21 protein-coding genes are annotated in these 20,320 nt (G+C 65.6%); 10 read left to right on the top strand and 11 right to left on the bottom strand.

From position 1 onward, the window contains the following. The first annotated feature begins 74 nt into the window (after nt 1-74). On the top strand, nt 75-437 hold the full coding sequence (gene hisI / locus L8F97_RS02930) for a phosphoribosyl-AMP cyclohydrolase (RefSeq protein ID WP_242146488.1): 363 nt from the start codon (nt 75-77) through the stop codon (nt 435-437). A gap of 8 nt (nt 438-445) precedes the next feature. Further along, nucleotides 446-940 (top strand): hypothetical protein, encoded by a 495-nt coding sequence (locus L8F97_RS02925; RefSeq protein WP_242146487.1) that lies wholly within the window; start codon nt 446-448, stop codon nt 938-940. Nucleotides 941-1,000: 60 nt separating this feature from the next. On the opposite strand, the gene L8F97_RS02920 is transcribed toward L8F97_RS02925, so the two are convergent. From L8F97_RS02920 to L8F97_RS02910, 3 genes are all read right to left on the bottom strand, one after another. Continuing rightward, entirely contained in the window at nt 1,001-2,278 is a 1,278-nt protein-coding gene (locus L8F97_RS02920; protein WP_242147125.1) for a cell wall hydrolase, read from the bottom strand. 254 nt (nt 2,279-2,532) lie between these two features. Beyond that, complete coding sequence (gene cysK, locus L8F97_RS02915; RefSeq protein WP_242146486.1) at nt 2,533-3,453, bottom strand: cysteine synthase A; 921 nt, start codon at nt 3,451-3,453, stop codon at nt 2,533-2,535. Beyond that, nucleotides 3,450-4,754 (bottom strand): MFS transporter, encoded by a 1,305-nt coding sequence (locus tag L8F97_RS02910; protein WP_242146485.1) that lies wholly within the window; start codon nt 4,752-4,754, stop codon nt 3,450-3,452. The genes cysK and L8F97_RS02910 overlap by 4 nt, the downstream gene beginning before the upstream one ends. 210 nt (nt 4,755-4,964) lie before the next feature. On the opposite strand from L8F97_RS02910, the gene pdhA reads away from it, so the two are divergent. Further along, entirely contained in the window at nt 4,965-6,011 is a 1,047-nt protein-coding gene (pdhA, locus tag L8F97_RS02905) for a pyruvate dehydrogenase (acetyl-transferring) E1 component subunit alpha (RefSeq protein ID WP_242146484.1), read from the top strand. Between the two features lies 1 nt (nt 6,012). Continuing rightward, on the top strand, nt 6,013-7,434 hold the full coding sequence (locus L8F97_RS02900; RefSeq protein ID WP_242146483.1) for a pyruvate dehydrogenase complex E1 component subunit beta: 1,422 nt from the start codon (nt 6,013-6,015) through the stop codon (nt 7,432-7,434). Between the two features lie 139 nt (nt 7,435-7,573). Here L8F97_RS02900 and L8F97_RS22560 read toward each other — a convergent pair whose 3' ends face one another. After that, nucleotides 7,574-7,699, bottom strand: coding sequence for a hypothetical protein (locus L8F97_RS22560; RefSeq protein WP_277924686.1), 126 nt, complete (start codon nt 7,697-7,699; stop codon nt 7,574-7,576). A 277-nt stretch (nt 7,700-7,976) separates the two neighbouring features. Here L8F97_RS22560 and L8F97_RS02895 point away from each other — a divergent pair, with 277 nt between their 5' ends. Both L8F97_RS02895 and L8F97_RS02890 read left to right on the top strand, forming a co-directional pair. Next, nucleotides 7,977-8,639, top strand: a complete 663-nt coding sequence (locus tag L8F97_RS02895) for a squalene/phytoene synthase family protein (protein ID WP_242146482.1) — start codon at nt 7,977-7,979, stop codon at nt 8,637-8,639. Nucleotides 8,640-8,704: 65 nt separating this feature from the next. Beyond that, the gene (locus L8F97_RS02890) at nt 8,705-9,181 is read left to right on the top strand and encodes an EF-hand domain-containing protein (protein ID WP_242146481.1); all 477 of its coding nucleotides are present in this window, start codon (nt 8,705-8,707) and stop codon (nt 9,179-9,181) included. Between the two features lie 47 nt (nt 9,182-9,228). Here L8F97_RS02890 and trmFO read toward each other — a convergent pair whose 3' ends face one another. Continuing rightward, a complete protein-coding gene (gene trmFO, locus L8F97_RS02885; RefSeq protein WP_242146480.1) occupies nt 9,229-10,551 on the bottom strand; it encodes a methylenetetrahydrofolate--tRNA-(uracil(54)-C(5))-methyltransferase (FADH(2)-oxidizing) TrmFO in 1,323 nt (440 codons plus the stop codon). Nucleotides 10,552-10,630: 79 nt separating this feature from the next. Here trmFO and L8F97_RS02880 point away from each other — a divergent pair, with 79 nt between their 5' ends. Next, nucleotides 10,631-11,893, top strand: a complete 1,263-nt coding sequence (locus tag L8F97_RS02880) for an MFS transporter (RefSeq protein ID WP_242146479.1) — start codon at nt 10,631-10,633, stop codon at nt 11,891-11,893. 99 nt (nt 11,894-11,992) lie between these two features. Here L8F97_RS02880 and rsmD read toward each other — a convergent pair whose 3' ends face one another. Further along, the gene (gene rsmD / locus L8F97_RS02875) at nt 11,993-12,535 is read right to left on the bottom strand and encodes a 16S rRNA (guanine(966)-N(2))-methyltransferase RsmD (protein ID WP_242146478.1); all 543 of its coding nucleotides are present in this window, start codon (nt 12,533-12,535) and stop codon (nt 11,993-11,995) included. Beyond that, entirely contained in the window at nt 12,535-13,836 is a 1,302-nt protein-coding gene (locus tag L8F97_RS02870; RefSeq protein ID WP_242146477.1) for a pseudouridine synthase, read from the bottom strand. Before L8F97_RS02870 ends, rsmD begins: the two co-directional genes overlap by 1 nt. Before the next feature lie 141 nt (nt 13,837-13,977). On the opposite strand from L8F97_RS02870, the gene L8F97_RS02865 reads away from it, so the two are divergent. From L8F97_RS02865 to L8F97_RS02855, 3 genes are all read left to right on the top strand, one after another. Beyond that, nucleotides 13,978-14,409, top strand: a complete 432-nt coding sequence (locus L8F97_RS02865; protein ID WP_242147123.1) for a response regulator — start codon at nt 13,978-13,980, stop codon at nt 14,407-14,409. Nucleotides 14,410-14,506: 97 nt separating this feature from the next. Next, a complete protein-coding gene (locus L8F97_RS02860) occupies nt 14,507-16,189 on the top strand; it encodes an AmpG family muropeptide MFS transporter (protein ID WP_242146476.1) in 1,683 nt (560 codons plus the stop codon). Between the two features lie 78 nt (nt 16,190-16,267). Further along, nucleotides 16,268-16,423 carry a hypothetical protein gene (locus L8F97_RS02855; RefSeq protein WP_242146475.1) on the top strand — a complete coding sequence of 52 codons (156 nt, stop codon included), beginning with the start codon at nt 16,268-16,270 and terminating at the stop codon, nt 16,421-16,423. 16 nt (nt 16,424-16,439) lie between these two features. Here L8F97_RS02855 and L8F97_RS02850 read toward each other — a convergent pair whose 3' ends face one another. The 4 genes from L8F97_RS02850 to trpA all read right to left on the bottom strand — a co-directional run bounded on the left by L8F97_RS02850 (nt 16,440) and on the right by trpA (nt 20,010). Further along, nucleotides 16,440-16,871 carry a DUF6628 family protein gene (locus tag L8F97_RS02850; protein WP_242146474.1) on the bottom strand — a complete coding sequence of 144 codons (432 nt, stop codon included), beginning with the start codon at nt 16,869-16,871 and terminating at the stop codon, nt 16,440-16,442. Nucleotides 16,872-16,930: 59 nt separating this feature from the next. Beyond that, a complete protein-coding gene (locus tag L8F97_RS02845) occupies nt 16,931-18,277 on the bottom strand; it encodes a bifunctional folylpolyglutamate synthase/dihydrofolate synthase (protein WP_242146473.1) in 1,347 nt (448 codons plus the stop codon). Nucleotides 18,278-18,340: 63 nt separating this feature from the next. After that, the gene (accD, locus tag L8F97_RS02840) at nt 18,341-19,198 is read right to left on the bottom strand and encodes an acetyl-CoA carboxylase, carboxyltransferase subunit beta (RefSeq protein WP_242146472.1); all 858 of its coding nucleotides are present in this window, start codon (nt 19,196-19,198) and stop codon (nt 18,341-18,343) included. Next, nucleotides 19,195-20,010 carry a tryptophan synthase subunit alpha gene (gene trpA, locus L8F97_RS02835; RefSeq protein ID WP_242146471.1) on the bottom strand — a complete coding sequence of 272 codons (816 nt, stop codon included), beginning with the start codon at nt 20,008-20,010 and terminating at the stop codon, nt 19,195-19,197. Before trpA ends, accD begins: the two co-directional genes overlap by 4 nt. Nucleotides 20,011-20,320: the final 310 nt, after the last annotated feature.

The raw sequence follows: 20,320 nt of genomic DNA, 5'->3' as shown, positions 1-20,320 counted from the left end.
GGTGTGGGCGTCATCTGTACCACGCTGATTCGCCGTGCTTCCGCTCTCCCGGCGACACCGCTATGGACGGTCTTATGACCGATCTTCGCGATAGCACGCTTGCTCTGGACCCAAAGTATGATGCCAATGGGCTTATCACCGCAGTCGCGACCGATCGTGCCACCGGGGCGCTGCTGATGGTGGCGCATATGAACGCAGCCGCGCTCGCCGCGACGATCGGGAGCGGGCAGGCGCACTTCTGGTCGCGTAGCCGGGCGAAGCTCTGGAAAAAGGGCGAGACATCGGGCCACGTCCTCACCGTCCGCGATATCCGCATCGACTGCGATCAGGACGCGGTGTGGCTGATCGTCGATCCGGCTGGCCCGGCTTGCCATACCGGCGCGCCTAGCTGCTTCTATCGTCGCATCGACGGCGATCGGCTGATCCCGGTCGAATGAGACGGGCGTTGCCGCTGTTGCTGTTGTTGGCCGCTGGTTGCTCACGCGCGGTCACGCCGAGATCGAGCAACGTTGCCGCGCCGACCGGGCTTGAGGCGGCTGCGATCGAGGCGGGCGTGATCCCCGATCCGCAGAATGCTGATATCACCGGACTCTATACCCGCGATACCGACCGGGTCTGCATCGTGCCATCCGCGAGCGCATACCAGATCGGCGTGTTCGTCGATTACGGCGACGATCAGCATTGCAGCGGCCTTGGTACCGTGTCGCGGGTAGGCGAGACGCTGCACGTCGGGTTTAGCGATGCCGATGGTTGCAGCTTCGATGCTCGTTTCGAAGGTGACCGTGTCGTTTTTCCGGGCACGGTACCGGAGCCATGCCGCAAGCTGTGTTCGCAACGCGCATCGATCGCCGGGCTGACGGTCGATCAGTTGAGCAACTCCGCCGCCGAAGCCGCGACCTTGCGCGATGCGCGCGGGCGTTTGCTGTGCCCGAGCGGGTGAGGCTGGCGGCGCGCTGACGCCGGATCGGCCGCGACGCAATGATAGCGCGCCGCTCGTGGCTCAGTGGCTCTCCTGCGGAAGGTGTGATTCCGGCGTGGCGGGTGTGGCCGGCGCGGTTGGCGTCGGTATTGACACAGGCTTGCGGCGGACGCCGGTAAGGTTGTTCGTAGCCGCCGGGATTGTGGTTGCCGCCGGCGCTTTGTTAACAACCTCCTTGGGGGGAAGCAAAACCTGGGTCTTCATGCACTCGCTCGAATCTGGGCGCTTGAACGTTGCGCAATTCCACAGCGCCTTGTCGTAATGATAGGTTCGATCGCGCATGTAGCTGAACGCCATCGTGTCAATCTGACCGGCATCCAGCGGCATTGCGCCCGGCGTGCGTGCCTTGTCGGTCCAAGCCATCACCTTGCAACGTGGCCGGTCGCCGCACGCTCTGGTCGCGAACAGCGGGTAGGAATCCGGCGGGAGGTGCGGGTCGATGGTGACAAGGAAGGTCTCCGGATCGCCCGGGAGCGGCGAGGGCAGCGCTTCTGGCGCAAGCGCGGCAACGACAGCCTCAACCGTCAACGGCGGCCCGAACACGCCACCACCTTTGTGGGCGTCCGAGTAATACGCCAGCGCGGGGATCACCGGCTCGTCGGGAGACACCGTGCGGTTGAACGCGGGCGGCGTGCCCCACCATCCGCTCCACCGAAAGAATAGATGGGTGTGGACGGCGGCGACCTTGTCGAGGCTGGATTGCCAGTACGGCACCACCCAATCCGTGTGATAATGCGTGGCATAGCCGACCGCGCCATACACCTGACCGCCCAAGGACTTCGCCGCCTGCGCGCGGGCGCGCGCCCATTGCTCCGGTCGCCAGCCGTGGCGTGTCAGCGCGCCGTCACAGGTGAAGGTGAACTGACAGCCGGTGGACCGCTCCGAGCCTTGGAACACCACGCCGCAGATCGTCTTGGGAAACGCGGGGTGACGAACGCGGTTGATGATGACCTGACCGACCGCGCGCTGGCCTTCGTTATCGTCACCCGCTTCGTACAGCATCGCGGCGGCCATGCAGTCGGTCGCGCGAGCCTGCTCGTCGAGCGTGCCGGACAGGTGGAAGGGTCGAGCCGCAGGGTTTGGATCGGTCGAGAACGGAACCCCCGCGTTGTACGCGCGCGCGTCGCTTGGGGCGAGATCCTGAAAGGTGACTGGCTCGACCGGCGGCAGCTCCGCCTTTGGCACGACATGGCGGTGCGGCGCGCGAACGATATGTCCGTGCACGACGACGACTCGCGGCCCGAAATGAACCAGCAAAGCCGGCGCGGCAATCGCCACGATTGCGATGACGAGCAGGATGATGCGCAACGCGAGATCGTTAGGCCGATGCACTGCTGATACCGTCCCGCCAAGGAAACGCCGAACAGGGCGCAAAAGGAAATTTAGGGGCACGGCGGATTAAAAAGCGGGCAGGAGGCGAACGAGGAGGCGCATGGCGCCCGATGCGCCAACCGACCGCCTTCGGTCAACCTTTCGCGTGCCCCGCGACGGGAACCGTAGAAGGCCGGGCGACCGTCCCGATCGGGTCGGCCGCCTGCGCAAGCTAAGTTGGTTTACGATTCGGGAAGGAAGTCCGGCACGGACAGGTAACGCTCGCCAGTGTCGTAGTTGAAGCCGAGCACGCGCACGTCGTCGGGCAGATCAGGCAGTTTCTGCAGGATCGCGGCCAATGTCGCACCCGATGAAATGCCGACCAACATGCCTTCTTCTGTCGCCGAACGGCGTGCCATGTCCTTGGCGACGGCGGCATCGACCTTGATTGCGCCATCAATCGCCTGCGTATGGAGATTGGCCGGTACGAAGCCCGCGCCGATGCCCTGGATCGGGTGCGGCCCGGGCTGCCCGCCCGAAATGACCGGTGACGCATCCGGCTCGACCGCGAACACCTTGAGGTTCGGCCACACCTTCTTCAGCGTTTCCGCCACGCCGGTGATATGGCCACCGGTGCCGACCCCGGTGATGATGACGTCGATCGGCGAATCGGCGAAATCGTTGAGAATCTCCTGCGATGTCGTGCGGACATGGACGTCGATGTTGGCGGCATTCTCGAACTGCTGCGGCATCCATGCGCCGGGCGTCTGCGACACGATCTCGAGCGCGCGTTCGATCGCACCCTTCATGCCCTTCTCACGCGGCGTCAGGTCGAAGCTCGCGCCGTAGGCCAGCATCAGCCGTCTGCGTTCGATCGACATGCTTTCCGGCATGACGAGGATCAGTTTGTAACCTTTCACCGCCGCGACCATGGCAAGGCCGACGCCGGTGTTGCCGCTGGTCGGCTCGACGATGGTGCCGCCGGGCGTGAGCAGGCCGTCTCGCTCGGCCGCCTCGATCATGGCGAGCGCGATCCGGTCCTTGATCGATCCGCCGGGGTTCGAACGCTCGGACTTGATCCATACTTCCTGCCCCGGAAACAGCCGCTGCAACCGGATGTGCGGGGTGTTGCCGATCGTTTCGAGGATCGTGTTGGCTTTCATGCTTTGGCCTCCATCTCAAGGTCTGCCGCGTCCTGAAGCGACTTGGGCGGTTCGAATGTCTTGGCGTTGCGAATGCTGGGGAAGAGATAGGTCCACAGGATCGTCACTACAATCGCACCGCCGCCGCCGATCAGCACCGCGCCAACAGGTCCTAGCGCGGCGGCGAGGAAGCCCGACTCGGCCTCGCCCAGTTCGTTCGAGGCGGATATGGTAAGCTGCGACACCGCGCCCACCCGACCGCGCTTGTCGTCCGGCGTGTAGAGCTGGATGAGCGAGGAGCGGATATAGACCGAGAACATGTCAGACGCACCCGCCAGTACCAGCGCACCGAGGCTGAGCGGCATCCAGGTCGACAGGCCAAAGATCACGGTCGCGGTGCCATACACCAACACCGCGCCAAGCATCTTGACGCCGACGTTAGCCTTGATCGGCCGGAACGAGAAGAACACCGCCACCACCATTGCGCCGATCGCCGGCGCGCCGACCAGCATGCTCAGCCCCTGCGGCCCGACCTTTAGGATATCGTGCGCGTAGATCGGCATCAGCGCGCTGGTGCCGGCGAGGAACACCGCGAACAGGTCGAGCGTGATCGCGCCGAGCACGAGCTTGTTCTGCCCGACATAGGCCAAACCATCGATAATCTGCTTGATCGGATGATCCTTGCTGATCGCGATGGTGCGCGGCACCTTGCCGATCAGCAGCATGCAGACCAGTGCCAGCCCGAACAGCGCAGTCGAAAGGAAGTACGCGCCCGACGGCGCAAGTGAATAGGCGAACCCACCGATCGCCGGGCCGATGATCGCACCGACCTGCCATGACGTCGAGGACAGCGCGATGGCGGTCGGCAGCGATTCGCGTGGTACCAGATTGGGCGCGAGCGCGCCGAACGCCGGCCCGGCAAACGCACGACCGATGCCGAGCAGCACCGCGACCGAGAAGATCACCGGCAGCGAAATCCACCCCTCCACGGTCGAGATCGCGAGGATCGCCGCGCACAGCACCTGGAGCGACAAGGTGACGCGGGTGATCATCCGCCGGTCGAACCGGTCCGCCACCAGCCCGGTGATTGGCGTGGAGATGAACAGCGGCAGGAACTGCAGCAACCCGATCAGCCCGAGCTGCGCCGCCGACGCGCTTGGCGTCATGGTTGCCCGCGCGATCGTATAGGTCTGCCAGCCGATCACCACGATCATGCCGTTCTGCGCTAGCGTCATGCAGAAGCGTGCCGCCCAGTACGCTCGGAAATTGGCGATGCGCAGCGGGTGGATGGAAGGGGCGGTTGCGGGGGGCGATTGGGCCATCGGGTGTGGCTTTAGGCCCGGCCGCCCGTTCCGGGCAATCGACGATTTACCGCCACGTGGAAAACACGCCGACAAGACCGCGCACGCACCCTGCGCAAGCGATCGTACCGAAAACGAATGCTGACACCGGGCGCGGGACCGTTGATGTTTTCCCCGCAACCCGCCTATAGCGGCCCGCAGCGTACCCGAGGACAAAGAGGTTTCGATCACGTGGCCAAAGCCCCAGCGACCAGAACAGCCGAGCCGCCCGCATCCAATCGCGAGCGCCCCAACGAGCCGACGCCGTTTGCGGCATCGAAGGAAGAACTGCTCGATTTCTACAAGCAGATGCTGCTCATTCGCCGCTTCGAGGAAAAGGCGGGGCAGTTGTACGGCCTCGGTTTCATCGGCGGCTTCTGCCATCTGTATATCGGCCAGGAAGCGGTCGCGGTCGGCCTCCAGTCCGCGCTGGACGGCGAGAAGGACTCGGTCATCACCGGGTATCGCGATCACGGCCACATGCTCGCTTACGGTATTGATCCCAAGGTCATCATGGCCGAGCTGACCGGCCGCGCCGCCGGCATCTCGAAGGGCAAGGGCGGCTCGATGCACATGTTCTCGACCGAGAAGAAGTTCTACGGCGGGCATGGCATCGTCGGCGCGCAGGTATCGCTCGGCGCGGGCCTCGCCTTCAAGCACAAGTACAGCGGCGACGGTGGCGTGGCGGTGTCGTACTTCGGCGATGGTGCTGCCAACCAGGGCCAGGTCTACGAATCGTTCAACATGGCCGAGCTGTGGAAGCTCCCGATCATCTTCGTGATCGAGAACAATCAGTATGCGATGGGCACCAGCGTCGGTCGCTCATCGTCGGAAGACCAGTTCTACAAGCGCGGAGAAAGCTTCCGCATCCCCGGCATCCAGGTCGACGGCATGGACGTGCTGGCCTGCCGCGGCGCCGCGGAGGAAGCGCTGGCGTGGGTCCGCGCTGGCAAGGGTCCGATCATCCTCGAGATGAAGACCTATCGCTACCGTGGCCACTCAATGTCCGATCCGGCCAAATACCGCAGCCGTGACGAAGTGCAGGCGGTGCGGGACAAGTCCGACCCGATCGAGCACGTCAAAAAGCTGCTCGAGGAGCAGGGCGTGGTCGAGGACGAGCTGAAGACGATCGAACAGGCGATCCGCAAGACGGTCAACGAAGCCGCCGACTTCGCCGAACAGACGCCCGAGCCGGATCCGGCCGAATTGTACACCGACGTGCTGGTGGAGCGCTACTGAGATGCCGATCGAGATCAAGATGCCCGCGCTTTCCCCGACGATGGAGGAAGGCACGCTCGCCAAGTGGCTCATCAAGGAAGGCGACACCGTCAAGTCCGGCGACATCATGGCCGAGATCGAGACCGACAAGGCGACGATGGAGTTCGAGGCGGTCGATGAAGGCACCGTCGGCAAGATCGTGGTCGCGGAAGGGTCCGAAGGCGTGAAGGTCGGCACCGTCATCGCCACGCTGCTCGCCGAGGGCGAGGAAGCCGGCGCGGAACCCGCCCCCGCCAAGACCGAGGAAGCCGCCGAAAGCGCCGCCCCCGACGCGCCCAAGGGCGAGGCCGAGGTCGGCGCCAGCCCGGCCCAGGACAAGGTCGATACCGGCGCGCGCCAGATGTTCGAGGCGGCGAAGAACGACGCGCAGGTCGCCGATCCGGCGATCCCCGAAGGCACCGAAATGGTCCGCACCACCGTTCGCGAAGCCTTGCGCGACGCGATGGCCGAGGAGATGCGCAGCGACGACCGCGTGTTCGTGATGGGTGAGGAAGTCGCGCAATATCAGGGCGCGTACAAGGTCACGCAGGGGCTGCTCGACGAGTTCGGCGAGCGTCGCGTGATCGACACGCCGATCACCGAATACGGCTTTGCCGGTATCGGCACCGGCGCGGCGATGGGTGGTTTGAAGCCGATCGTCGAGTTCATGACGTTCAACTTCGCGATGCAGGCGATCGACCACATCATCAACTCGGCGGCGAAAACCAACTACATGTCCGGCGGCCAGATGCGCTGCCCGATCGTGTTCCGTGGTCCCAACGGTGCGGCCAGTCGCGTCGGCGCGCAGCACTCGCAGAACTATGGCCCGTGGTACGCAAGCGTCCCCGGCCTGATCGTGATCGCGCCGTATGACGCGGCGGACGCGAAGGGCCTGCTCAAGGCGGCGATCCGTACCGAGGATCCGGTCGTGTTCCTCGAGAACGAACTGCTCTACGGCCGTTCGTTCGACGTACCCAAGCTCGACGATTACGTGCTGCCGATCGGCAAGGCACGCATCATGAAGCCTGGCAAGGACGTCACCATCGTCAGCTACTCGATCGGCGTGGGCCTCGCGCTCGAAGCCGCCGAGACGTTGGCGGGCGAGGGCATCGATGCCGAAGTGATCGATCTGCGTACGTTGCGCCCGCTCGACACGCAGACGGTGCTGAAGAGCGTCGCCAAGACCAACCGCCTCGTCGTGGTGGAAGAGGGCTGGGCAACCTGCTCGATCGCGTCGGAAATCAGCGCAGTGGTGATGGAGCAGGGCTTCGATGATCTCGACGCTCCCGTCATCCGCGTCGCCAACGAAGACGTGCCGCTGCCCTATGCGGCCAATCTCGAAAAGCTCGCGCTCATCACCGCTGACAAGATCGTCACTGCGGTGAAGAAGGTGACCTACCGCTGATCGGGAGAGGGCGGGGCCGTGAGGCTCCGCCCTTTCGCCGCCAACGTGCGGTAAAGGTGGCGTTTGCCAGTACGTCCGCCTCGTTCCTCAAGACGTAGACGTCGCTGCCAGACCTTGTGCTGGTTGGACGTTGACCGCTTCACTCCTGAAGGACAAGGGAGGCATGGTCGCGCACGACGAAACACGCACTGTAGTTGCTGTCCTGCGGCGTACTCAGCCACGCGCCGACCGAGGGCTTGGTGCGATAGTTGATCGCCAGGTACATAACGCCAGCCCACCCGAAGTATCGAGCGGCCCGCTGTTCCGCTTATCATCGAACAGCAGGCAGCCCAGCAGACCGGCCGTATCGACTACGAACATTGCGTCTGTATCCGCCACGTCGTGACGCGGTTGGCAGGTGCCCGCAAGGGAAGTGCGCGTAACCGCGACCGTCTTCATTACCGGCAAAGCCAGCGTTCAACGGCAGGCCAATAACGTCGAGCGACATAAACGGGCCGATAGCCTATGGACCGGGCCGCATACCGCCGGGTAGGGCGCTGCAGATGCAGGACGACCCGGAGCGCGCGCTCGCGCTGAACTATGCCCCAACGGGGGCTCGCGATGGACTGCACGCGCTGTTCGCGCTTGACGACACGTTTGCGCATGTTCTCCGCACCACCACCGAGCCGATCATCGGCCAGATGCGCCTGGCCTGGTGGCATGATGCGCTGCAACGGCTGGACGCTGCCGCGCCACCCGCGCAGCCGGTGCTACAGGCGCTTGCGGACGCGGTGGTGCCGCGCGGCGTCGCGGGGCATACGCTCGCCGAACTGGTCATCGGTTGGGAGGCGCTGATCGAGGTCGACGCCGTGGACGCGGCGGCGATGTCGGCGCATGCCGAAGGGCGTGGGGCGGCATTGTTCACGGCGGCCGCGTTGCTGCTTGACCGGTCGGACGGACGCGTCGCGGCGGCGGGGCGGGGTTGGGCGCTGGCCGATCTGTCGCGGCATCTCCGCTCACGCGAGGCGGCAACGCAGGCCCGAATGCTGGCAGCGGCCGCGTTGGACGAGGCGCTTGTGGGAGCGTGGCCGGCAACGCTGCGTTCGCTCGGCGCACTGGCGCTGATCGCGCGGATGAACCTTGCGGTGTCGGATAACATGCCGATCCCCGCCGGTGCGCCGCGCCGCGTCGCCCGCTTGATGTTGCATCGATTGACTGGTCGCTGAGCCTTTCGCCGGGGCTGAGACCGGGATAGCGTCGCTTCGACAAGGCAGAGGGGGATTCGGGCAACATGTGGAGATCTGTGGCGGGTGGGCTGGCAGCATTATTACTGCTGGCGGCGGGGTTCATTTATTTCACCGGGCGCGGCGGTGTTGCGGGGCTACCGCTGGCGGCGGTTCAGGCGGCACCGGCAAGCCAGGCCGATGCGCCGCTGCCCGACACCGTGCCCGAGGCAAGCGAGAAGACGCGCGAGCAGAAGCGCCTGTCGCGCTACGACAAGGATCATGACGGCAGCGTCACGCGCGAGGAGTATCTCGCATCGCGGCGTAAGGCGTTCGCCAAGCTCGACGTGAACCATGACGGTCAGTTGTCGTTCGACGAATGGGCGGCGAAGACCGAAGCCAAGTTCGCCGCCGCCGATATCGACAAGTCCGGCGCGATGAACGCGGCGGAGTTCGCCACCACCGCACCGAAGCGCAAGTCCAAAGTGCGCGCGCGTTGCCCGGAAAACCAGCAGACCGCGCCCGCCAAGGATGAGGAGAGCTAAGGAACGGTGCGCTGGCGGCGGACCGTCCTGGGTTCATCGTTCAGGCTTCAACCGGCCGTCGCGAGCCAGCCCTGCATCGCCGTACGCGCACGGTCGGTGTACATTTTCTTGCGGTCGGCCTTCTTGGTTCGACCGGGGATCGGCGGCATCAGCCCGAAATTGACGTTCATCGGCTGATAGGTCTCCGCCACCGCCGCGCCGGTGATGTGGTGAAGCAGCGCGCCGAGTGCGGTCTCGATCGGCGGCGCCTCAAGCGTTTCTCCACGGAGTTCCGCGATTGCGAAGCGCCCGGCCATCAGCCCGACCGCCGCGCTCTCGACATAGCCCTCGCAGCCGGTGATCTGCCCGGCGAAGCGGATATTCGGGCGGTTTTTCAGCCGCAGCGTCGGATCGAGCAGTTCGGGCGAGCGCAGGAAGGTGTTGCGGTGCAGCCCGCCCAGCCGCGCGAACTCGGCATTTTCCAGACCTGGAATGGTGCGGAACAGCCGCACCTGCTCGGCATGTTTCAGCTTGGTCTGAAAGCCGACGATGTTCCACAAAGTGCCCTGCGCATTGTCCTGTCGAAGCTGCACCACCGCATGCGGCCAGCGCCCGGTACGCGGATCGTCAAGCCCGACCGGCTTCATCGGCCCGAACCGCAACGTGTCGAGCCCCCGCTCGGCCATTACCTCGATTGGCATGCAGCCTTCGAAATAGGGGGTGTCGCGCTCCCAGTCCTTGAACTCGGTTTTTTCGCCACCGATCAGCCCGGCATGGAAAGCCTCGTACTGCTCGCGGTTCATCGCGCAATTGATGTAATCCTTGCCCTCACCTTTGTTCCAGCGCGATTGGAACCAGGCGGTCTCCATATCGACGCTGTCGAAGTGGACGATCGGCGCGATCGCGTCGAAGAACGCGAGTGCGTCCGCGCCCGTTGCGCCGGCGATGTTGGTGGCCAGGCCGGACGCCGTGAGCGGACCCGTTGCAATGATCGTGGGGCCATCCGCCGGCAGGGCATCGACCCGTTCGCGCACGATCGTGATGTTGGGGTGTTGCGTCAGCGCAGCGGTAACGCCTGCGGAGAAGCGATCGCGATCGACCGCGAGCGCCGAACCGGCAGGCACCTTGTGGACGTCCGCCTCCCGCAGGATCACCGAGCCGAGCCCGCGCATTTCGGCGTGGAGCAGCCCGACGGCATTGCTCTCCGCATCGTCCGAACGGAAGCTGTTGGAGCAGACCAGTTCGGCCAGACCGTCGGTGTGGTGGGCAGGCGTTGCCTCGCCGGTGCCGCGCATTTCCGAAAGCTTGACCCGGAAGCCTGCCTCGGCGAGTTGCCATGCCGCTTCAGAACCGGCGAGGCCGCCGCCGATGATGTGAATGTCGTGTGTCATGCGGAGCCGATAGCGCGTCCGGCGTGATCTGACAAAGCCGCGCGCTTGACCGCCGGTTGGACCCGCGCGATCAAGTGGCATGCCTCGCCATTCCATGACCCAGCACAGCCGCGTGTTGCTCGCCAGCCTGACCGGCACCACGGTCGAGTTCTACGATTTCTACATCTATGCGACCGCCGCTTCGCTGGTGTTCGGGCCGCTGTTTTTCCCGGCGGCGGACAAGTCGGTTCAATTGTTGTCCTCCTATGCGGTGTTCGGGGTCGCGTTCATCGCACGACCGGTCGGGGCGGCGCTGTTCGGACACTTCGGAGACCGGATCGGGCGCAAGTCGACTCTGGTCGCCAGCCTGATGCTGATGGGCGGATCGACCGTGGCGATCGCGTTCCTGCCGACCTATGCACAGATCGGCTGGACCGCGCCCGCGATCCTGTGCGTATTGCGGTTCGGGCAGGGGCTCGGGCTTGGGGGCGAATGGGGCGGGGCGTCCTTGCTCGCGGTGGAGAATGCGCCGAAGGGTTGGGAGATGCGCTATGGCATGTTCCCGCCGCTGGGCGCGCCGGTCGGATTTGTGGCTGCGAACGGCTTTTACCTGATCCTCGGAAGTGTCTTGAGCGATGAGCAGTTCCTCGCCTGGGGTTGGCGCCTTCCGTTCCTGACCAGTGCGGTGCTGGTGCTGCTGGGGCTGTGGGTCCGCCTCAAGCTGACCGAGACGCCCGCGTTTCTGGAGGCGGAGGCGCACGATGCCATACCGCCGGTGCCGTTCGCGGAACTGCTGAGCGATCATCTCTGGCCGGTGCTGGCGGCGACCTTCTGCGTGGTGGCGTGCTACGCGCTCTTCTATCTCGGCACCGCCTTCGCGCTTGGCTATGGTACCAGTGTGCAGGGACATGGCCGGCAGGAATATCTCGCAATCGAGATGGCGGCGGTACTGTTCCTCGCCATCGGCGTGATCGTGGCGGGCGTGCTGTCCGACTGGTACGGTGTGCGGCGGATGATGGGCTTCGGCTTCCTTGGCTGCATCGTCGCCGGATTGACGATGGCTCCCGGGCTGGGCGCGGCCTCTCTGTTTGGCGTGTGGCTGTGGCTGGCCGCATCATTGTTCGTGATGGGCTTCACCTACGGGCCACTTGGCGGGTTCATTCCCGATCTGTTTCCCGCCGGGGTGCGCTATACCGGCGTAAGCCTTGCGTTCAGCATGGGCGGCATCATCGGGGGGGCGCTTACGCCGATGGGAGCGTCTGCGCTGGCGAGGGCAGATGGTTTGTGGGCCGTGGGAATTCTGCTGGTCGCGGCCGGAGTACTGAGCCTGATCGGCCTGGCGATGTCGCGCCGGGTGCTCTGATAACAGCGAAGCGAGGTCTCGGACTGCCGGTCGGATGTCAGACATCGCCGGCTGCTATGCACAATTGCGGCGACAGCAGGCTGTCCGGCAAGCGCTTCGTCAAGCCTGACCGCGCCGCAGCAGCGTGATGCGTCCCTTGCCGTATACCCGTGCCGCATCCTCGACAAAACCGGCAACCTCAAGCGGCTCGCGTTTGGCGGTTTCCACGCTGATGATCGTCGCATCGCTGACCCAGCCGAGCCGCGCGAGCTTGTCGAGCGCCACCGCGCCTGCGCCGCTATCGTAAGGCGGGTCCATCAGGATCACGTCGAGCGGCACCGCCGCCGGCCCGAGCGCAAGCACCGACTGCGCTCGCACGTCCGCCTTCGCACCGAGTTTCGCGATGTTGGTGCGCAGCGCGTCCAGTGCTGGCTTGTCCTGCTCGACGAACAGGCACGAGGCCGCGCCACGCGATAGCGCCTCCAGCCCGAGCGCGCCCGACCCCGCGAACAGATCTGCGACTGCCAGCCCCTCGAAACTGCCGAGGCGACTCGTCAGCATCGAGAACAACGCCTCGCGAACGCGGTCGGCAGTGGGGCGGGTGGCTTCCCCCTTGGGGGCGATGAGCGCGCGGCCGCGCCATTCTCCAGCGATGATGCGCATTATTTACGGGTCCGTGGCGGGCGGGGTTTGGACGGGCGGGCAGGGCCGCGCGGTGGGTCGGAGCGATCGGCGGGTGCACCGTCTCGCTTCGGACGTGGATCGGTCGCGGTGCGGCGTGCACGCGACGTGCCTTCGCCGCGCGCGGGTGCTGCCGCGCCCGCCTTCGGCTTGGCGTCGTAGAACCGCTTCGGCTTGACCGGTGCCGCAGTCGCGGCGCGATCCTCGGCCGGTCGGCTATCCCGCGGCGACCAGCCCTCTTCACGCGTCGGCGAGGCGGCCCGTCGCAGCGCGGGTTTATGTGCGTTGCGTGGCACGTCGGATGCGGCCCCGGCCCGAGGTTTTCTCGCATCGCGGGAAGGCCGCGCATCGGCAAAGGCAGCACGGTCAGCCTTGGCGGCGGTTTCGCGGGTGATGCGCGGCGCAGCGGCCGCACGCGGTCTGGCTGGCGCGGGGCGATCATCGCGGACGACGCGCGGCGTGTCGCGGCTGTCGTCCCGTTCGATACGAAGCGGTTCGGACGCGCGCGCCCGTGCCGGCTGCGGCAGATCGAGGCGGGTCGGATTTTTGCGGAACGACGCGACGTCGTGCCCGCGAACCTCGCCCACCGCCCCCGGCGCAAGGTCGCCCAGCACGAACGGACCGTAGCGGGTGCGGATCAGCCGCGAGACACGCAGGCCAAGATAATCGAGCACGCGGCGCACTTCACGGTTCTTGCCTTCAGTCAGGATCATCTCGATCCAGACGTTGGCGCCCGTGCGCCGCTCCAGATTGGCGTCGATCGAGCCGTAGCGAACGCCTTCGATCTCGACGCCGTGGATCAGATCCTCAAGCTGCTGTTGCGTGATCGGGCCGTATGCCCGCGCACGATAGGCGCGCTGTACGCCGGTTGCCGGCAGTTCGAGCTGACGCTTCAGCTCGCCGTCAGTGGTCAGCAGCAGCAGGCCTTCGGTGGCGAGATCGAGCCGCCCGACCGGCATGACACGCGGCAGGCTCTGCGGCAGGCGGTCGTAGATCGTCAGCCGCCCGGCAGGATCGCGCTCGGTCACGAGCAGGCCCGGCGGCTTGTGATACAGGAACAGCCGCGCGGGTGCCGCCGCCTCAACCGGAGCGCCGTCGACGGTGACACCGTCCAGCGAGGCAAGGATGGTGGCGGGCGTGTCGATCACGGTGCCGTCGAGCGCGACCCGACCATCGGCGATCATGCGTTCGATCTCGCGGCGCGAGGCGATGCCGGCGCGGGCGAGCAGTTTGGCGATGCGCTGCGGCGCGCCGGCGGCTGAGGTGGGGGTAGGGCGTTGCACCGCGACCCCATAGCGAATTTCGCATCATCCGCGCGTAAAATTTCGTGAGACCCTTTCTGTTGCCGCGCGTTAAGAGACGGATGCGTAACGAGGGCGCGCATCGTGGGCGGCGATGCAGCCAGGAAAGCGGGTGGACCGATCATGCTGTTCGGAAAGAAGAAGCGGCGGATCTGTCGGTTGCTCATCGTCGAGGACGAGCCGCTGGTCGCGTTCGATACCGAACATTTCCTGCGCGAGGCGGAATATGAGATCGTCGCGACGGTCGACCGGGTCGCTGACGCTCTGGCAGTGTTACGCCGGCCAGAGGGGGTCGATCTGGTGCTGGTCGATGTTCGGCTATCCGATGGTAGCGGCATCGACGTGGCGCGCGCGGCGCATGATGCGGGTGTGCCCGCGATGTTCGTCACCGGGCAGTGCCCCGCCGGCGGGCGCGAAGTCGCCGCCGGCTGTCTTGCCAAGCCGTATTCGCCACGTGATCTGCTTGCCGCGATCAGCGTGGTCGAGGCAATGCTGGACGGCAAGCCACCCAAGCGTACGCCAGCCGGTTTCACGCTGTTCGCACGGCCGGCGTAAAGCTGCGTTCTGCTCCCCACCCAGTCGCCCGTTGCCCTGATCGCCGCTGCCGCCTAGACCTGCCGCATCGGCGCACATTCGCGCCAGGGGGTGAAGGTTGGCGGTTACACGACCCAAGGGCATGCGGCTGTTCGTCGCTGCATTACGCACACGCAAATCGGCGTCGATGCTGGCGCTGGGCTTCTCCTCGGGATTGCCGTTCGCGCTTCTGATCGGAACGCTGAACGCATGGCTGGGCGAGGTCGGCATCGCGCTGGCGACGATCGGCGTGCTGTCGTGGATCGGCCTCGCCACCGCGTTCAAGTTCCTGTGGTCGCCGCTGGTTGACCGCGTGCGCTTGCCGTTGCTCGGCCGACTTGGCCGGCGCAAGGGCTGGATCGTGCTGTGTCAGGCGCTGATCGTCGTCGCGTTGATCGGGCTGGTGGTGACCGATCCGACCCTCGACATCGGCCGCTTTGCCGCCTTCGCGTTTTTGGGCGCGGTCAGTTTCGCGACGCAGGATATCGCGATCGACGGCTGGCGGATCGACGTTGCCGATGATGACACACCGGTCGAGCTGCTGTCAGCGATCAACCAGCTAGGTTACCGGGTGGCGAGCATCGTCGGCGGCGCGGTTGCGCTCTACATGGCGTCGCGGATGTCGTGGCCGACCGTCTATGCCGTGATGGCAGGGGTAATGGCGGTGTTGATACTGTTCGCACTCGCCGCACCCGACACGCAGCGTCCGCCCGATATCGCGGTGAGTGCGCTTGCCGCGCCGGGTGAAGTGCGGCCGGGCCTGCGCGCCGTCGCGTTAGCAATCGTCGGCGCAAGCTGGACGTGGGCGATCGTGACTCTGGTCAGGTTCATGGTGTCGATGCTGGCGGAGACACCGCCCGGCGCGCCGAGGCCATCACCCGGCGACTTCCTCAAATATTATGGTCCGGCGATCGTCGTGGCGACGGTGCTTGTGCCCCTGGCCGTGGCGGGCTGGATCAATTGGCTGAAGGCGCGCGGACGTGGCGTGCAGACCGTCGCGGATACCGGTACCTCGGCGATGCGGACTGCGGGGAATCACCTGTACGGCGCGCTGATCGCACCGCTTGCCGACTTGGCGCAGCGGCTCGGCTGGGGTGTGCTGATCGTGATCGGACTGATCCTCACCTATGCCTTGTGCTACAACGTCTGGGCCTCGTTCGCCTATCCGTTCTACCTAGACTATATGCACTATACCAAGGATGAGGTCGCGTTCGCGTCGAAGCTGTTCGGCATCATCATGTCGATCCTCGGCGTCAGCCTGGGCGGCTATCTCTTCGTCAGGATCGGACGCTTCCCGACCGTGTTGATCGGTGCGATCCTGCCGATCTTCGGCAACTTCCTGTATGCGGATCTTGCCGACGGCGCCCCATATATCGATCTGGTGCTGGGCACGCTGCGGCTGGATCATCTCGCCATTGCGCTTGGCAGCGACGCGCGGATGGCGCGGCTGTTGCTGACGATCTGTTACGAGAATATCTCGACGGGTCTCGCGCTCGCCGTATTCGTCGCCTACCTCTCCAGCATCGTCAGCAAGCAGTTCGCCGCCGTGCAATATGCGGTGCTGTCATCGCTCACCTTCCTGATCGGATCGCTCGGCCGCGGCGTCGCTGGCGAGATGTTTGACACGCTCGGCTATGCGACGGTGTTCCGCTACGTGGCGGCGGTGGGGCTGCTGGCGATCGTGTTCGTGTTGTTGGAATGGTGGCGTGCGTCGCGCGTGAGCGCAACGGCGGAACTGGGCGGCACCGGCGACGCGGCGTGATGGACTGGGTGTATTTCCTGGTCCGCTTGTCGCTTGGCGATTGCCTAGCGACAAGCGGATGAGTGGGATGGGTCCGGCGTGATGTGGCAGCACTTCATCGGTGTCGCCGTCGCGGTGTCGTTTGCGCTTGGCCGGATGATCCTGCGGCGCCGCCGTGTCCACCGGGCTGCGCAGGACAGCGTCCTGTCACAGCGGCCGGTCCGGCCGCCGCTTGGCGATTACCGTGATTCGTAACGGCTAACACGCGCGATCATCCCTCGGCGACGGGATGTCCCGCATCCGCGAACGCGCCGGCCACGGCGGTTGCGCTGGCCAGCAATCCATCGATGTGGCGGACGCCGAGCAGGTCCGACAGCAACAGCGCCGCGGCTGCGGGCTGGCGCTCGGCGCGGGCGATTACCGTCAGCATCGCCACTTCGGCATGGGTGATGCGGGTGAAGCAGCACGGCGCAATCGCGATCGTGACGTTGGTCTGAGTCGCCACATCCGCCATCATCGCGCGCATCAGCATGAGTGGGCGTCGATACGCCTTTCCAAAGACCCGCAGCATCGCATGTGCGGCGATCGCATCGTTCAGGCCGTGCGCGCCCATGCGACGAAACACGAACAGGAACAGTCGAGCATTATCGCATTCGGGCATGTCGTGAAGGGTCAGCGCGCTGGTGGTCGTGGCGATCGTCATCAACTGCTCTCCTACAATGGAAGCAGACTGACCGACCAGCTATTGCGAGTCAATCGCAATTAGTCGAGATGCTCCAGATTGGCGGCGAGCACCGTGCCGGCGAGGTAAAGCGAGCCGAGGATCAACACGATCGGCGGTTCCGCAGGGTCGCCGATCTGCGCGATATCGGCCAGCGCCTGCGGAACGTCGCTTACGGCGTGGGCCGGGATGCCGAGTGAACGGGCGACGCCGGCAAGCGCCATCGGCGCGTGGTGGTCGTGATCGGCCACCGGCACCGCGTGCAGCGTTGTCGCCAGTCCGACGAACGGCGCGAGCAATCCGGCCGGATCCTTGTTCGACAGCATCCCTAGTATGAGGTGGACATCGCCTCGCCCGGCGCCCGGGTGCGCAATCCTCTCCAGCGTGGCGGCGATCGCACCGGCGGCGGCCGGATTGTGCCCCCCGTCGAGCCAAACCTGGCTGCCCGGCGGCAAAAGATCGACGAGCGGACCGGGCGAGAGTCGCTGCATCCGCGCGGGCCACGTCGTGCCGGTGGCGGCGGCATGGATCGCCTCACTCGGTACCGCAAGCGCGTGCTGGTGGCGCAGCATCGCAGTGGCGAGCGCGAGATTGCCGGGTTGGTGCGGTCCTGCCATTTTCGGCAATGGCAGCGCGAGGATGCCGTCGGCATCTTCGTAGACGATCTGATCGCCCGCCTTGTACCGCCATTCCCGCCCAAGCGCGATGATCGTACCGCGAGCCGCCGCCGCGACGCTCGCAATTCTTTCTGTCACGCTTGGCGCATAGGCCATCGTCACCAGCGCAACATCAGGTTTGGCGATCCCGGCCTTTTCGGCGGCGATGTCCTCGGCGGTGTCGCCGAGAAACGCCTGATGATCGATGCCGAGTTGCGCGATGCCGGTCACCACCGGCGCCGGGATCACGTTGGTGGCGTCGAGCCGCCCGCCCAACCCAACCTCGATGATGCAGGCATCGGCCGGTGTCCGTGCAAAGGCAAGGAACGCGCACGCGGTGGTCACTTCGAAGAAACTCGCGCCGATGCCGTCCGGACCATCACCCGCGGCGTCGAGCACTTCGGCGAGCAGGGCGGCAAGCGCGTCGTCCGCGATCAGTCTGCCGGCAACTCGAATCCGTTCGTTGAAGCGGACGAGATGGGGGCTGGTATAGACGTGCGCGGTAAAGCCAGCCGCCTCGATCGCCGATCGCAGGAATGCACAGGTCGAGCCTTTGCCGTTGGTGCCCGCGACGTGGAACACCGGCGGCAGCCGCAGGTGCGGATCGCCGAGCCGTGCGAGCAGCGCCGTGATGCGTTCGAGCCCGAGGATGTCCGTGCCCGGAGACAGCGCCCACAACCGGTCGAGTTGCGCCTGAACGGCGACCGAAGTGGAGGTGGCGTTATCCGGCATCGATCCACTCCTGATCGTTTCTGTGATTCGCGTCGGAGCGCCGCTGGCCTGCACAGGCGCAGGCTAGGCCGCGGCCCTCGCACCCAGGTAATCCACTACGCTCGCCAGCGTTGCGCGCATGTCCTTGCGGTGCTTTACCATGTCGATCATGCCATGTTCGAGCAGATACTCCGCCCGCTGGAACCCCTCGGGCAGCTTCTCGCGGATGGTCTGTTCGATCACACGCTGGCCGGCGAACCCGATCAACGCGCCGGGTTCCGCGATCTGTACGTCGCCGAGCATCGCGTAACTCGCCGTCACGCCGCCGGTGGTGGGATCGGTCAGTACCGCGATATAGGGCAGGCCCGCATCGTGCAGCATCTGGATCGCGACGGTCGCACGTGGCATTTGCATAAGGCTGAGGATGCCTTCCTGCATGCGGGCGCCGCCGGCGGCGGTGAAGATGATGTACGGGCATTTGTCCGCGATCGCCGCCTCCACACCGCGGATGAAGGCTTCGCCGACCGCTAACCCCATCGAGCCGCCCATGAAGGCAAAATCCTGCACGCCAACGACGACCTTCAGCCCTTCGATCTTGCCGCGCGCGGTGGCAAGCGCGTCGGTTTCATCGGTCGCCGCACGCGCGGCCTTGATGCGGTCCGAATAGCGTTTGGTATCGCGGAACTTGAGTGGATCCTCCGGCACCTTGGGCATCGGTAGCATCGTGTAGCCTGTGTCGAGCGTGTACTCGAACCGCAAGTTTGGGCCGATCCGCTCGTGGAAATCGCAATGCGGGCAGACGTGGAGATTTTCCTCCAGTTCCTTCACGAATACCATCTGCCCACAGCCCTTGCACTTGTGCCAGAGGTTGTCGGTGCTCGTATCTTCCTTTTTCGTGACGACGAGCGACAGGGCGTTACGAACGTTGCTGAGCCAACTCATGCTGCGATTTCCTGACGGGCCGAGGCGATGGCGTCGGCGAGGGAGGCGATATAGGCGCGAACCGATTCGGGTGCATGGGCACCGTGTTGCGCCACGATCTCTACGATCGCGGAGCCGACCACGACCGCATCTGCGACCCGCGCGATGGCGGCCGCCTGTTCGGGTGTACGCACGCCGAAGCCGACGGCCACCGGTATGTCTGTTGCCGCCTTCAACCGTGCGACGGCCTGTTCGATGGAAGCCTGCGCGGCCTGTTGCTTGCCGGTGATGCCGGCGACGGAAACATAATACAGGAAGCCGGACGCTCCATCCAACACCTGTGGCAGGCGGGCAGCGTCGGTGGTCGGGGTGGCGAGGCGGATCAGATCGATGCCCGCCGCACGCAGCGCGGGGCCGAGTTCGGCATCTTCCTCGGGTGGGATGTCGACGCAGATCACGCCGCTAACGCCGGCCGCCTTCGCAGCCTGCGCGAACCAGTCTGCGCCGCGCACCGTCATCGGGTTGGCATAACCCATCAGCACCAGCGGGACATGCGGGTGGCGCGCGCGAAAACCGGTTGCGATGGCGAGTACGTCGGCGGTCTTGGTGCCGGCTGCAAAGCTGCGGATGTTGGCCGACTGGATCGCCGCGCCATCGGCCATCGGATCGGTAAACGGCATGCCGAGTTCGATCACGTCCGCACCGCCAGCGACCAGTGCGTCCAGAATAGCGGGCGTGTCGGCCGGCGTCGGATCGCCCGCCGTGACGAACGCGACGAGCGCGGCGCGTCCTTTGGCGAAGGCGGCGGAGAGGATAGTGTCACGCGGAGTCATGTCGCGCGCTTCACCACGAACGCCAGCCGAGTGCAAGCCGACGGTTGGTCAAACGAGCTCGCGCGGCGTCGGCGTTGCAAAGGCGGTTCAGCGTGCTCCTGGCGCTGCTGCCATGCTCTCAAGTGCACGCGGGCCATAGCAGGTGGCGACTGCACCTATCACGGCAATCAGGAACGAACGCAGCTGATCTGGCGCGCCGAGCCACCGCGTCACCATCATCACCGCAGCCGCCGCCGTCAGCGCGAAACATGCTACCACGATCCAACCCAACACCTTCATACCGTCACCTGCGTTCAAGCTCTGAAGAATA

The organism is Sphingomonas sp. BAUL-RG-20F-R05-02, assembly GCF_022662305.1.
Taxonomy (GTDB): Bacteria; Pseudomonadota; Alphaproteobacteria; order Sphingomonadales; family Sphingomonadaceae; genus Sphingomonas.
Note: the sequence above shows the minus strand (reverse complement) of the source record. Positions and strands in the feature narration are given on the sequence as shown.